The organism is Bacteroidota bacterium, from assembly GCA_039111535.1.
Classification (GTDB): domain Bacteria; phylum Bacteroidota; class Rhodothermia; order Rhodothermales; family JAHQVL01; genus JBCCIM01.
Genome location: JBCCIM010000005.1, coordinates 14,629 through 28,090 on the forward strand (window position 1 = coordinate 14,629; position 13,462 = coordinate 28,090).

13 protein-coding genes are annotated in these 13,462 nt (G+C 52.7%); 8 read left to right on the forward strand and 5 right to left on the reverse strand.

Translation table 11 applies throughout. The features are described from left to right. Position 1 precedes the first annotated feature (1 nt). A complete protein-coding gene (locus tag AAF564_01445) occupies positions 2–1,561 on the forward strand; it encodes a glycoside hydrolase family 3 N-terminal domain-containing protein (GenBank protein MEM8484176.1) in 1,560 nt (519 codons plus the stop codon). Here AAF564_01445 and AAF564_01450 read toward each other — a convergent pair. Next, positions 1,558–2,709: a serine hydrolase domain-containing protein gene (locus AAF564_01450; protein MEM8484177.1), complete on the reverse strand. Its 1,152-nt coding sequence runs from the start codon at positions 2,707–2,709 to the stop codon at positions 1,558–1,560. The two genes, AAF564_01445 and AAF564_01450, sit on opposite strands and share 4 nt — an antisense overlap. A gap of 298 nt (positions 2,710–3,007) precedes the next feature. On the opposite strand from AAF564_01450, the gene AAF564_01455 reads away from it, so the two are divergent. The 4 genes from AAF564_01455 (at position 3,008) to AAF564_01470 (ending at position 6,152) form a co-directional block, all read left to right on the forward strand. Continuing rightward, positions 3,008–3,679 carry a PhoU domain-containing protein gene (locus AAF564_01455; protein MEM8484178.1) on the forward strand — a complete coding sequence of 224 codons (672 nt, stop codon included), beginning with the start codon at positions 3,008–3,010 and terminating at the stop codon, positions 3,677–3,679. Between the two features lie 64 nt (positions 3,680–3,743). Next, positions 3,744–4,328 (forward strand): thioredoxin family protein, encoded by a 585-nt coding sequence (locus tag AAF564_01460; GenBank protein ID MEM8484179.1) that lies wholly within the window; start codon positions 3,744–3,746, stop codon positions 4,326–4,328. A 72-nt stretch (positions 4,329–4,400) separates the two neighbouring features. After that, a complete protein-coding gene (locus AAF564_01465; GenBank protein MEM8484180.1) occupies positions 4,401–5,825 on the forward strand; it encodes a Na+/H+ antiporter NhaC family protein in 1,425 nt (474 codons plus the stop codon). Positions 5,826–5,942: 117 nt separating this feature from the next. Next, the gene (locus tag AAF564_01470) at positions 5,943–6,152 is read left to right on the forward strand and encodes a hypothetical protein (protein ID MEM8484181.1); all 210 of its coding nucleotides are present in this window, start codon (positions 5,943–5,945) and stop codon (positions 6,150–6,152) included. A 183-nt stretch (positions 6,153–6,335) separates the two neighbouring features. Here the strand turns inward: AAF564_01470 and AAF564_01475 are convergent, their stop codons facing one another. After that, on the reverse strand, positions 6,336–6,728 hold the full coding sequence (locus tag AAF564_01475) for a DUF3224 domain-containing protein (protein MEM8484182.1): 393 nt from the start codon (positions 6,726–6,728) through the stop codon (positions 6,336–6,338). 155 nt (positions 6,729–6,883) lie between these two features. Beyond that, complete coding sequence (gene glgP / locus AAF564_01480; GenBank protein ID MEM8484183.1) at positions 6,884–8,950, reverse strand: alpha-glucan family phosphorylase; 2,067 nt, start codon at positions 8,948–8,950, stop codon at positions 6,884–6,886. Positions 8,951–9,212: 262 nt separating this feature from the next. Between glgP and prmC the strand changes: the two genes are divergently transcribed. Both prmC and AAF564_01490 read left to right on the forward strand, forming a co-directional pair. Then, positions 9,213–10,085 carry a peptide chain release factor N(5)-glutamine methyltransferase gene (gene prmC, locus AAF564_01485; GenBank protein MEM8484184.1) on the forward strand — a complete coding sequence of 291 codons (873 nt, stop codon included), beginning with the start codon at positions 9,213–9,215 and terminating at the stop codon, positions 10,083–10,085. A 60-nt stretch (positions 10,086–10,145) separates the two neighbouring features. After that, complete coding sequence (locus AAF564_01490; GenBank protein ID MEM8484185.1) at positions 10,146–10,982, forward strand: nitrilase-related carbon-nitrogen hydrolase; 837 nt, start codon at positions 10,146–10,148, stop codon at positions 10,980–10,982. A 13-nt stretch (positions 10,983–10,995) separates the two neighbouring features. Here AAF564_01490 and AAF564_01495 read toward each other — a convergent pair whose 3' ends face one another. Both AAF564_01495 and AAF564_01500 read right to left on the reverse strand, forming a co-directional pair. Next, the gene (locus AAF564_01495) at positions 10,996–11,520 is read right to left on the reverse strand and encodes a thioredoxin fold domain-containing protein (GenBank protein ID MEM8484186.1); all 525 of its coding nucleotides are present in this window, start codon (positions 11,518–11,520) and stop codon (positions 10,996–10,998) included. Further along, positions 11,517–12,662, reverse strand: coding sequence for a glycosyltransferase (locus tag AAF564_01500; protein MEM8484187.1), 1,146 nt, complete (start codon positions 12,660–12,662; stop codon positions 11,517–11,519). The genes AAF564_01495 and AAF564_01500 overlap by 4 nt, the downstream gene beginning before the upstream one ends. 224 nt (positions 12,663–12,886) lie before the next feature. Between AAF564_01500 and AAF564_01505 the strand changes: the two genes are divergently transcribed. After that, the gene (locus AAF564_01505; protein ID MEM8484188.1) at positions 12,887–13,462 is read left to right on the forward strand and encodes a sigma-70 family RNA polymerase sigma factor; all 576 of its coding nucleotides are present in this window, start codon (positions 12,887–12,889) and stop codon (positions 13,460–13,462) included.

The following is a 13,462-nucleotide window of genomic DNA, read 5'->3' on the forward strand; positions in this document are numbered from 1 at the left end:
CATGGCTAGCTCATACATGGACCGCCTCAGATTGAAGGCGGCGCAGGTTGTATTTCCGAGGCTTGGCTCCAATATGCCGCCCCCTGTGCGCGTAGCGGAAGACATCGACCGATTCCGGCCCCTGCAAAACAAATATCAATTTGGCGGCATTGTGCTGTTTAACGGCGACACCCGGCACACGCCGGCATTGCTCGCTGACCTTCAACAACATGCAGCCCGTCCGATCCTGGTTGCCTCCGATATTGAGCGCGGCACAGGACAACAAATTGCCGGTGCGACGCTTTTCCCGCATGCCCGCGCTTGCGCAATTGCCGGCACAGAAGCGGTTCAAACGTTTGCGCGCATCACGGCCACAGAAGCACTGGCCTGTGGCCTCCACATCACGTTTGGCCCCGTCGCAGATGTCAACTCCAATCCGTTGAACCCAATCATCGGAATCAGAGCCTTTGGCCATGATCCGGTGGAAGTGCAGCAACACGTTACAACATATGTGAAAGCATGCCAGGAGGTGGGCCTGCTTGCTACGGCCAAACATTTCCCCGGCCATGGCGATACAGCGACCGATTCCCATGCCATGCTCCCAGTTGTGAACCGGGACGCGCAAGCCCTCGGTCAGGTTGAATTCCCCCCTTTTATTGAGGCGATCAAGATGGGCACCGACCTCGTCATGACTGCCCATGTTGCGTTCCCCAGCCTACACGACACCACCACCCCCGCAACCCTGTCAGCACCCATATTGCAAGGTGTCCTCCGGCAAAAACTCGGATTCACAGGGGCTGTTATTTCAGACAGCCTGATTATGAAAGCCATTCAGCCGGCAGACGGCGACATGGCCCGCTATGCTGCCAACCTGCTCAATGCCGGCCTCGACATCCTCCTGGACCCCTTACATCCGGTCACCATGGTAGAAGGCCTTGTCGAAGCTATAACAACTGGTATCCTAAACGAATCACGGATGGATGCAGCAATTGCGCAAATTGACAAACTGCGCAGACGCATTACGAAAAAATTTGGCAGCGGGTTTTTCACGGATCCCAATGAGGTTTTCCCCATAGATCTTGTAGGATGCAAAGGACACCAGAAGCAGGCCCATGGCATTGCAGCACGTGCCATTTCAGCGGATGCGCCTGCAACCAATGTGGAAGGGAAGAAAATGGCCGTATTTGTCACCCCATACCGCACAAGGCTCGACCCCACGGAAGCGCCACTGGGTGAAGCTCTCAGACAGCGGGCAGCCAACCACCCTGCGCTCTCCCTGACCTACCATGAGGTAGATGCAGATACGGAGGAGGCAACGTTTGACACGCTCATCAAGGCCCTCCAGAACTGCAATGAAGCCTTTATCTTTGTTGTCTCCAAGCCGGCTGCATGGCACGCCTACGGCTTGCCGGATAACCTGTCAGCCTTTGTTACCACCGTTACCCGGACACTCCCGACAACCCTCGTCTCGCTTGGCGATCACCACATCCTGGCAGCTTACCCTGAGGCAATGCGCACCTTTTGCGCCTACAGCGATGTGCCGGCGTCTCAGGAAGCCGCTGCCAGCGCAGTGTTGCGTTAACCATCAAACGGGAATTCGCCTATGCCAGAGAGAAAGGCATGGTATGCTGCAATTTTCGGATAGCTGGCGCTCACGCGGTATCGGTTGTAGAAGACAATAAAACACAGCTCTTGCTCCACCAGCCGGGTGAAACTTGTATTGAAGCCGGCAACCTGTCCCCCGTGTCCTACTTGCAGCACGCTACGATACGGACGAAGCTGCCAGCCCAATCCGTATTCGGTATCTTTTCCATTGGGCAACACGGTGCTGGTCCACATGGCCGCTTTAGAAGCCGCAGTCAACAATTCATCGCCATACAGCGCATTGTCCCATTTGATCAGGTCGTGCACTGAAGACAGCAAGCCGCCGGCACCTAAAGTTGACGAAGATTCTGTAGGATTTCTGTTAATGAGTTGGTCAACGCGGTTCACCCAGTATCCTGAAGCCCGGTGGGGGATGATGGCCTCAGGGTCTGCCATACGGGTCTGGGTCATGCCCAGCGGCTCAAATATTCTTTTTTGAAGTACGTATCGCAAGGGCTGCCCATCCAGCCGTTCAACAATCATACTGAGGATGTAATAGCCCGTATTGCTGTAGTAATACCCTTGTCCCGGGGCAAAATCCATGGGCCGGCTATGGGCAATGCGAATGACTTCTTCTGGCAAAAGCCGAAACCGGTAGACATCATAAGAGCGAATGGTCTCATAGTCTGGTATGCCCGATGTATGGGACAACAAATGCCGAACGGTTACCCCCAGCCACTCACCCGGCAGGTCGGGCAAGTGTTTGTGGATGGGATCATCCAGCTCAAGCTTCCCTTCCTCCGCTTGCAAAAGGGCAGCCACAGCTACAAATTGTTTGCTGATGGACCCAATTTCGAACACACTGCTGTCACTTACCGGCACCGACAATTCAACATTGGCAAGTCCATACGTTTCGAGATGCAATATTTTACCTCGCGAGGCCACGGCAATGACCGCACCCGGAATCTTAAACTCCGCCATATGGCCGCGCACGCGTCGATCAAGCGTAGCCAGTGCTTCTGCGGAAGGCTCCACAACAGCCTGCCCATTAACCTGCCCGATACCAGCCAGCAGTACAAAAATCAGAAGCATTAATTGCTTACATGCTACAGATGAAGCACAATAATCCAGGGCGTTTGTTTTCATGGTTTTGCAGCGCTATACCTGATGGGACAAAGATCGTCTGCATCATATTACAGGTAATAAACCATAATTGTTATGACAAGCCGGCCATGTATTGCACCCACCATACCGCCAGTTACCCCTACCAAGCAAGCAAAACAAAAATCCCTCTTCCCCCAAACTCTTCACTCCTTTCTCCTCACTCCCAACCCCAAAACCTCAATCAATTTCCAGTTGAATTTAACTTTCTTAGCTGTCTCGCGTTGAATACCTGCTTTTACTGGGGTAGCTCCCAGTCGTTACTCCTTAAATCCTTGGACTTATGGGATTTTTAGACAGCATCTTCCGGGAAAATGATTTCCCACCGCTTGTAAGCGAAGCATCAGACGAAATCCATGAAATGGTGCGGCGGGGACGGTATATGTTTGAGGCCGCTACGGGGCATCTTCTCGAAAACGAAGTCCTCGAAGAAGACCTCAGCAAAATGGACGAGCTCATCAACAATGGTGAGCAGCATATCCGGCGCGTGGTATTTGAACACCTGAGCTTCCATCCCGAACAAGATCTGATTTTCTGTCTGAAGCTTGTCAGTATTGTCAACGAAGCAGAACGAATTGGTGATTTGGCCAAATCAATTGCAAAAGTAGCCAATATGGCGAATCAACCGCGCATGGGAGCCCTCGTCAGGCCATTGCGGGATTTCAGGGACATCATCCTAGAAATGTTTTTACAACTTGAAGAAGGCTTTTTCAGAGGCAACGAAGACGAGGCGCAGCAGATTATGCAAAAGCATCAGACCCTCAAAGGCGATGTTGCGGCATACATTATCAACCTTGCCAGCGAGGAGAACCTGAGCGGCAACCAGGGCGTCGTTTACGCGTTGAGCGCACGTATGCTAAACCGGGTAAGTGCACACATCGCCAATATAGCCTCGACCGTAGTTTCGCCGATTGACCAGATCCGGCGGACAGCAGCCTGGCCAGAAGACGAATAGGCCGTACAAACGGCTACCGTTTTAGCAAGTCACTATACAAAACACCAGTTTCTATCCTTTAACTATGGCAGTAGCATCCAACATGCCGGCACTCGGCAACCAAGCAACCACGTTTGACCTCCCCATTGCCAATCCCTGGATCGATGACCAACAGGGCGAAACGCGTAGCATGGCCGCGTACGATGCAGCCGACGTACTGGTCGTGGTCTTCACGTGCAACCATTGCCCTTATGCAATTCATGTAGAAGCTGAATTGATTCAAATCGCAAAAGCATACGCAGCACGGGGGGTACAATTTGTAGCCATTAGCTCCAACGACCCTGCGCAATACCCAACCGACAGCTTCGATCATATGGCTGTCCGGGCCAAAGAACACGCTTACCCGTTTCCCTACTTATGGGATAAGACCCAGGAGATCGCACATGCCTATGGCGCTGCCTGTACACCAGATTTCTTTGTCTACGACGCCAACCGCACCCTTGCCTACCGTGGTCGCATGGATGAAACGCGTCCTGGCCTCGGTGATGCACATGGCAGTGAATTGAAGGCCGCGCTCGATCTAATCCTCGAAACAGGCAAAGGGCCGGCACAACAGCACCCTTCCATGGGATGCAGCATCAAATGGTATCCGGGCAACGCGCCGGCCTGATCGCGCACAAAGTGAAGCATCGATCCCCACTGTTTGCTATAATGGGGCATCAACAAACCCACCTTCCTGCGCATGGACTGGATTGTACTGCTTCCTCCGATTGTAGCCATTGGCCTCGCCCTCTGGACCCGCGAAGTCTACCTTTCCCTTTTTATTGGCCTTTGGCTGGGCACAACGATTCTTGTTGGCGGCAACCCCATACTGGGACTGCGCGAGCTTGGTGACCAGTTGGTTACCGTTTTTTCCGATGCCGGCAATACGCGGATTGTCTTTTTCTGTCTGCTTGTTGGTAGCCTCATCGCCCTGGTTCAAGCTTCTGGGGGCGTACTCGGGTTTGTAAACTGGGCGCAAAAACGGGGCCTTGGCACCACCCGCAGAGGCGCAGAGCTGCTTGCCTGGGTTGTCGGGATGGTCATTTTTGTCGAATCCAGTATCACCTCCCTCACCGTCGGCGCCGTTAGCCGGTCCTTTTTTGACAAGCTGCAAATTCCGCGAGAAAAGCTGGCCTACTACTGCGACGCAACCAGCGCACCAGTCTGCATGATGTTACCCCTCAATGGCTGGGGCGCGTACATCCTCGGACTCCTGGCGGCGCAAGGCGTGATGGATAGCGAAGCGGTTGGCCTGCTGATCAATGCGCTTGCGTTCAACTTCTTTGCAATCTTTGCCATCATCATGGCGTTTGTGCTGGCCTTTACCGGCTGGAGCTTCGGTCCGATGGCCCGCGCCGAAAACCGCGCGGCAGAAACAGGCCAATTGATCAGAGAAGGTTCAGTCCCCATGATTTCGGAAGACGTCTCGGAAATCCAGCCTGTTTCCAACTCGAGCCATCAAACGATCGACCTGCTGCTGCCTATTTTCACCATGATCGGGATGATATTCGTCAGCCTGTACATCACAGGAGACGGTAACTTGATGAAAGGCAGTGGTTCAACCTCGGTACTCTGGGCAGTAGCTACCGGCATTGCTGTTGCCATGGCGATGTATGCCATCCCGCGCAAAGGTAAAATGCTGATCTCGCCAGTTAAGTCTACCGGTCTTATTCTAAAGGGTGCATCCGGGCTGTTACCGGTGACGATCCTGATTGTGTTTGCCTTTGCGCTCGGCCAGGTTTCTCGCGCGCTTGAAATGGGCCCTTACCTTGTTGATTTAATTGGTGATGGCGCACCGGCGTGGTGGATCCCGTCGCTGATCTTTGTCATCGGCTGCCTCGTCTCCTTTTTTCTCGGCTCGTCATGGACCACGTTTGCGGTCCTGATTCCCATCGCCCTCCCCCTGGCGGAAGGCCTTGGCTTGAGTCCAGCCCTGATGCTTGGTGCCGTGCTTTCTGGTGGCGTCTTTGGTGACCACGCTTCACCGCTATCTGATACGTCGATCATTTCGTCGATGTCTGCTGCCTGCGATCATGTGGACCACGTAAATACGCAGTTGCCGTATACGCTCGGACTGGCTGGAGTCACTATTGTAGCCTTCATTATTGCCGGCTTGATCTTTTAGCCGAATCTCCCGGCCCCTGCAGGCGTAAAGCCTTTACGTATCTACCGGTTTCTCCATTGTAGTTGGTTGAGAGATGTGGTATGGTATAAATTACTGTCCACTACAATCACCAGCGACATGTTCAACTCTCAAGCATTTCAGTCGTGGTTCACCGTCCTGTTTGGCGGACTGGTGTTTGGGATGCTTTTTGTGCTGGTCGGGATTATGTCTGAATTGGTTCTGGACGGCGAATTTCACATGACACGTATGGCTGTCTCGCTTGGGCTACTGGCATTTGTTGGATATGTGGGCGTCGCCAGCGCCATCCGTATACACAAACAGCAGTAATATGGGGCTGCGATGCGGTTAGGTATGCGCTAAGTCAACGCCTCGATTCACCAGGACACTGCGTTTCAGCCAGATCCTTCGCAAGCTCAGGATGACAAAACGGAACAATTCAACACACCCCTATACAAAACTCCTCACTCCTCACTCCTCACTCCTCACTCCTCACTCCTCACTCCTCACTCCTCACTCAAAACCATACGCAAACACGTAGCAGTGCGTCCCGGCCTCATTGATAATTTCCATGCTGCCGCTGAGGCCGGCCAGTTCATCAGTACCTGAATCCGGCACTACTTCGAGAATCAGCCGGCTGTCTGTGCCGGCCATCACGCCAAAGTGTTGCAATACGAAGGTGCCCGTCTTCCCCATCAAACTACCCTCAACCTGTTCAATCGCCACGTAGCCCGCAGAGCCTTTTACATCCGTCATCGCTGTCAACATCTCTCCCTGGCTGGTGCCTTCGAGGTCGCCGGCAAAGGTTTTATCCAGGGACATACGTCCAAGCTGTGCGCCGGCTTTGCTGGCGGCGTAGGCGTCGATGGGTTTCATGGTCACGTCGAAGGTGCCTGTAGCTTTCATGGTCTTTCCTGCTGGATCCGCTCAATATTGTGTATACCGCAAGCTCATTTTTAACTATGACAACGTTGTGTCATCCTTGTAAAGTATGCAAAATAAAAAAGGCGGGACCACGCACGTCCCGCCTTTTTGTCATTTATCCGTCCTCCGAATAAAAATCATACACTTGCCGTTTCTGGTACGCGGTACACCTGGTCGATGTAGTCGATTACCATACGTTCTGCGCTAAAGGCAGCCGGCAGTGTTTTCATTGCATCGCGCATTGCTGCGATCCAGCCCAGGGGCAGTCCCGCTTCGTTGCGGTCGTAGAACAGGGGAATTACCTGCTCATGCAACGCATCATGCAAGAATTTCACGTCTTCAGCATCTTGAATTTCAGGGTCTTTGGTATCAGCAGACGACTCGTGACCAATCGCCCAGCCATTCTTCTCATTATACCCTTCTGGCCACCAGCCATCGAGGATAGACAGGTTCAGGCCGCCATGCACTGGCACTTTCTGGCCGCTTGTTCCACTGGCCTCATACGGCCGGCGTGGGTTGTTCAGCCAAACATCGGTACCAGAAACCAGCATCCTGCCAATTTCCATGCTGTAGTTTTCGAGAATGATCAGCTTGCCAGCAAATGCAGGGTCGCGGCTCACCTCAAACAACTGCTGGATCAGGCGCTTGCCTTCGCCATTGGCCGGGTGTGCTTTACCGGCAAACAGAATCTGCACCGGGCGATCTGAATCTGAGAACAACGCACGCGCCTTTTCCAGGTCTTCAAAAAGCAGTGAAGCCCTTTTGTACGGCGCAAAACGGCGCGCAAAACCGATGGTCAAGGCTTCTGGATCGAGCTTATCCTCAAATTTCAGTGTTTGCGAGCCAATTTTCTCTTTCACAAAAGAAATCAGGCGGTGCCGCAAGCTGTTGCGATACGCCCAAAGATCTTCGTCAGATACAGCATCGAGCTGCTCCCAGAATGCCACGTTGCTGCGATGCTCGTTCCAGCCTACCAGGTTTTGGTCGAGGAAGAGCTGGGCAGACGGCGCCGTCCATGTAGGCACATGCACACCGTTGGTAATCTGCCCGATAGGCACTTCGCTCACAGTACGGTCTGCATAATGGTGTCGCCACTGCCGGCGCGCCACTTCTCCATGCAATGACGAAACGCCATTAGATGTACGGGAGAAGTTCAAGGCAAGCACGGTCATTGTAAACGATTCTTCCGGATCGTTCGGATTTACACGGCCATATGCCAGCAAATCATGCTCAGAAAAGCCCATTTGCTCCCGAAATGCTGCCATTTGCTCGAGGAAAATGTCTGGCGCAAAACGATCGTGACCAGCCATTACCGGCGTGTGCGTGGTAAATACACACTGGTCGCGTACGCCGGCTTCTGCTTCTTTGAGGCTGTAATCAGACAACACATTGCCCGACTCAAGCGACTCACGCAGGAGTTCAAGCGCCAGAAAGGCACAGTGCCCTTCGTTCATGTGATATACATCGGTGTCAATACCCATTGCCCGCAGTAAACGGATGCCGCCAATACCGAGGATAATTTCCTGCTGGATGCGCACGGCGCGACCGTTCTGGTAGAGCCGGCAGGTTAAAGAGCGGAACTCAGACGGGTTCGCATCAAAATCCGAATCGAGGAGATACACGTGGTTGCGGCCCAGATTGATGCGCCATGCCTGAAGCTGCAAAGGCGCTTTCGCAAGGTGTACCGTCACGCGAAGCGGATTGCCGTCTTCGTCGCGGACAAGAGAAATAGGATGTTTTTCAGGATCCAGCCGGGTATATTTTTCCTGCTGCATGCCTGCTGCATCAAAGTACTGCTGGAAGTAGCCATCGCGCAGAAAGAGGCCAATCGCCGTAAACGGGAGTCCGAGATCTGAAGCAGCTTTCGTGTGGTCGCCTGCGAGGATACCGAGTCCGCCTGCGTACAGTGGCAGGCTTTCGTGGAAGCCATACTCCATGCAGAAATACGTCACGGCCGGCGCATCTGCATATGAAGTTTTGGTATTCATATAAGACGTGAAGTCTTCATAAACCTTTTCGACTTCTGCCTGGAAAGCTGCATCTTTCAGTACAGTTGCATCAGCAGCCTGCAGTGCTGCAACCGGATTCTGGTCTGTCGATTTGAATACTTCAGGATTCAACTGGCTAAACAAGGCCTGTGCAGCGGGATTCCAGCTCCACCACAGGTTGCCGGCGAGTTCATTCAGCTTGTCTTTTATACTCATTTATTTTCTGCTTTAAACATGAACATGGGTACGCGAATACCTCTTGGGTATTCCCTTGGGGCAAATGCGGGCCGAACAAACGGATCACCGGATTCGCATGTAGTATTTTTCAGGGGGTTGGACCTTTTAAGTCCATGCAATATGTAAACCTGGTATCAATTTCACATACGCTGCAGACATGGGGTTTGCCGCATGTCAGAACGGGCTACGGAATTTATCGGTTATTTTTGCAAACCATTAATAACACGTATATGAAATAATTATGGGGGATACCAAAACACGGTGGACGCGCGCGTCACTGATTACTAAAAGTACACGCGAGTTAGAGGCGGTAAACATAGGAGATGCGCGCCGAAATGTCGAATGGATCTTGTGCGAATTGCTTAAATGCAATCGTGCATCGCTCTATGCCCATCCTGAAGCGGAAATACCGCCAGCCATCTTGCCTGTATTTGAGGCCATGCTGGACCGTCGGCAAAAGCGTGAACCGTTGCAATACATTCTCGGCTATACAATCTTTTGCGGACTCAGAATCGACGTGACACCGGACGTCCTCATCCCCCGCCCTGAAACTGAATCCCTCGTTGTGCGCGCTACGGAAATACTCTCGCCTATTCAGAAGGCCGGCGTACTCGATATTGGTGCTGGCAGCGGCTGCATTCCCCTTGCCATCAAACACGCAGCGCCAGATGCCCGGGTATCAAGCTGTGATGTAAGCCACAACGCCCTCGCCATTGCAAAGAAAAATGCTACGGCACTGGATTTGGACGTGCATTTCTTCCACAACGACATCCTCACCAAAAAAATTCAGTTGCCAGAAGAAGAGAAATTCCATCTGATCATATCCAACCCCCCTTACATTCCAGAAACGGAATACCTGGCACTCGACACAGAAGTAAAGGACCATGAGCCCGGCCTGGCGCTGACTACGGGAGATGACCCCCTACGTTTTTACCGGGCCATTGCCCAGGCAGCCACACAAAGGCTGCATCAAGGCGGTCATCTGCTGGTTGAAACGCATTGTGACTATGCAAATGCTACGGCTGACTGCTTTAAAGATGCCGGCTTCATCAACGCGCAGGTATTGCAAGACCTGACTGGTCGCGACCGTTTTGTGCGGGCGTACTGGCCGTAGCAATACTGTTCACAAATAATTGGTCCTGACACACCACCAACGTCAACCTTCTTAGCTCAAATGAAAATAGCCCTCGTTCAATACCAGCCCACTGCAGACCTGAATGCTTCAATCAAACGCGGACTGGAAGCGCTCGAAACAGCTGCGCAAGCAGGCGCCAGGCTTGTTGCTTTCCCGGAATTGGCCTTCACCCCCTTTTACCCCCAACACTGCGCAACACCGCTTTCGAAAGACCTGGCAGAGCCTATCCCGGGTCCTACTACCGCCATTTTTCAGGAAGCAGCCAAACGCCTTGGCGTAGTTGTCGTCCTGAATCTGTACGAGCGTGATGGTGACGACGCCTATGACACCTCACCCGTTATTGATGCAGATGGTACGCTGCTCGGTAAAACGCGCATGATGCATATCACTGATTACGAAGCATTCTATGAGCAAGGGTACTATACACCCGGAGATACGGGGATGCCGGTTTATGATACAGCTGTCGGCAAAATTGGTGTGGCCATTTGTTACGACAGGCACTATCCGGAATACCTGCGAGCCCTGGCGCTTGCCGGCGCCGAACTGGTGATTGTCCCGCAGGCCGGCGCACTGGATGAATGGCCAGGCGGACTCTACGAGGCTGAATTAAAAGTGGCTTCTTTCCAGAATGGGTATTTCATGGCCCTTGCCAACCGTGTCGGCAAAGAAGCCGTACTCACATTTGCAGGGGAATCGTTCGTTACAGATCCGTTTGGACAGGTTGTTGCGCAAGCGCCAAAAGCAGAAGAGGCCATTCTGTATGCAGATCTCGACCTTGCGCGGTGTAATGAATCGCCGGCTAAAAAGCTGTTTTTCCAGCACCGCCGGGCAGACCAGTATGGGTCGCTGGTCAAAACACCTGCCCCGGTGCGTTAATCACGTAAGATGATCAGGGGTTGCGCTTGCGGTAATCCTGAAAAGATTCGGTTTGAAAAGCGCCTGTATTGATGTAGTGGAGGACGTGCATAAAGTCCGGCGCTTCGATAAACCCGGGCACACGCGTGATGTAGTCGCCGGTTGAAGACAGAAATACAATGGTTGGGGTCCCTTCTGCACCCAGGCCGGCGGCTAATTCGGATGCGCTGAGTTCGTAGCCCTTGAAATGGATGACTTTATCAGCATCATCGATGTCCAACCGTACCGTTTCAAAATTTTTATTGAGGTATGCGCGCACATCATCCTTGGCGTACACTTCTTTTTGAAGCCGCTGACACCATGGACACCACGGCGCATAGACATCAACCATCAAAGCTCGTCCACTAACCTCTGCGGCCTCCAATGCCTCGCCAAAATCCTGCCACTCAAGTGGCTGCGTGTTTGGGGGTATCGGAGAATTACCATCATCGGTTTGGGCTTTGAGGGCGGGGGGCGAAATCAACAACCCGATGATTAAAAAGGAAAAAATGTGCTTCACTGTTCTGGTACAGGGATTAGGTTTTTGTAATTTCGCCGGAGTACCTGTGATGCATTTTCCCAGTTAAAAGTTTCGAATACTGCAGGGGATGCAGCAGCCCATTTTGCTCGATCAGCCGGCGCATCTACCATCTCCTGCAATACCGCACCAATTTGCGCAGGGTCCGAAGCATCTACAACGCGGCCTACACCGTAGTCTTCTATAACACCGCCCACTTCAGGCAAGTCGCTTCCCAGCACAGGCACGCCGGCCATCAGGTATTCAAACAATTTGTTCGGTAGCGCATATCGATGGTTCAGACACGTGTCTTCCAGCAAGGTGACCCCAATATCTGCCGAGCAAGTGAATGCGTGCAGTTCGTCGGGTAATACAGCGGCCTTGAACTTGACCCGATCCTGAAGTCCATATTGTGCAACCGCTACCTCAAGGGGTTGCCGCAGGGGTCCATCTCCCAAAAACACAAGCGTTGCCCCTGCCACGTGTTGCATGGCCTGAAGCAGCAGCAAACACCCGCGTGACTTCTGCATTTTCCCCTGATGCAAAATGACAGTTTGCGATACCGCAATGTCCAGCGTTTCTCGAAGCTGTTCAGAAGGCACTGCTTTTTTGAAGGCCGGTACATTGTACAGCACGTCCGGCAATGCGATGTTGTAGGAGGCAGCGATGTGAGAAGCGATGCTCTGGCTCACGGTAAAGACGCTATCAGCGCGGCGTATATGGCGCGATTCGAGCATTTCCCAGAAAAACCGCGCCCAGGGCCGGCCAACTGTTGACGCCACGTACGGATAACGCTCACGGGCATCGTAGACCAGTTTGCCGCCTGTTTTTTTTACGCGTCCGGAAAGTGCCGGCAACACATAGAGATCACTTGCATGGTACGCACGCGCTTTCACGCCGGCGACGTACGCAGAAAAAAGCTGATGTGTCTGCCAGAAAAACTTTGGCCCGCCCCCCGAAGGCCGTTCCAGTAACTGCAGACGGATCCTTTCGTAGAGCATCTCCGAAGCAGGTGCAGCAGCAAGTCCAACAACGTGAACATCGTATCCGGCTGCTGTGAGTACCTCCAGTTGTTTGAGCGCCCGCGAATTGTATCGTGGATCTCCGGTAATTGCAAAAAGAATATCTGGATCAGATAATGGCACGAAGAGCGGTTTAGTTTGATGGATAAAGGGGGAGTTAATTGTCGAGTGCCGATTTTCGAATGACGATTTTCGGGAGCAGGCTGCTATCATTCATTCAACATCATTCACTCGGCATTCGACAATCGGCACTCAAAAAAACCGGCATTTTGCAGGATTTCCAGTGAACATGCGCATGGTATGGCCTTGAAAGATGCACAGTTGTCCGCCGTTCCCTATTTTCAGGTATGGCCGGCAAAAACGCGTTCGATAGCAAGCTAGTTAAAAAAGCGCAACAAGGCGATGCTGAAGCTCGTGAGCATCTAATGAAAGCGCTCGACCCGCTGCTACGCGCCTTTTTCATCAAGCGCATAGGCTTTAAGTCGGAAGTAGACGATCTGGTCCAGAATACCCTCATGCGCGTACACAAAGGACTTGAAGACCTGAAAGATCAGTCAAGTCTCAAAGCATTTGCCATGAAAGCCGCCCTGTTCGAGTTGCAAGACCTCTATCGCGGCAGATACAGCGCAAAAGAAACGCTTTACGACCCGGACCACGCACCGAAACCGGATGCTGACGAGATGACCACACCAACCCAGATGGATCTCGAAAAAGCCCTCTCCGCCCTCTCCCCCCGCGCACGCCGCATTATTGAATTGCGTGAATATGGATACCGCTACGAGGAAATAGCCAATATTGTAGGTTCAACAGAAGCAGCCATCAAAATGCAGGTCAAGCGCGCGTTTGAGAAAATGCGGGAATTGCTGATTAGTCTACTGGTCATCACCGTCATCGCTTCACTCCGCGGATCGATGTTGCGATAG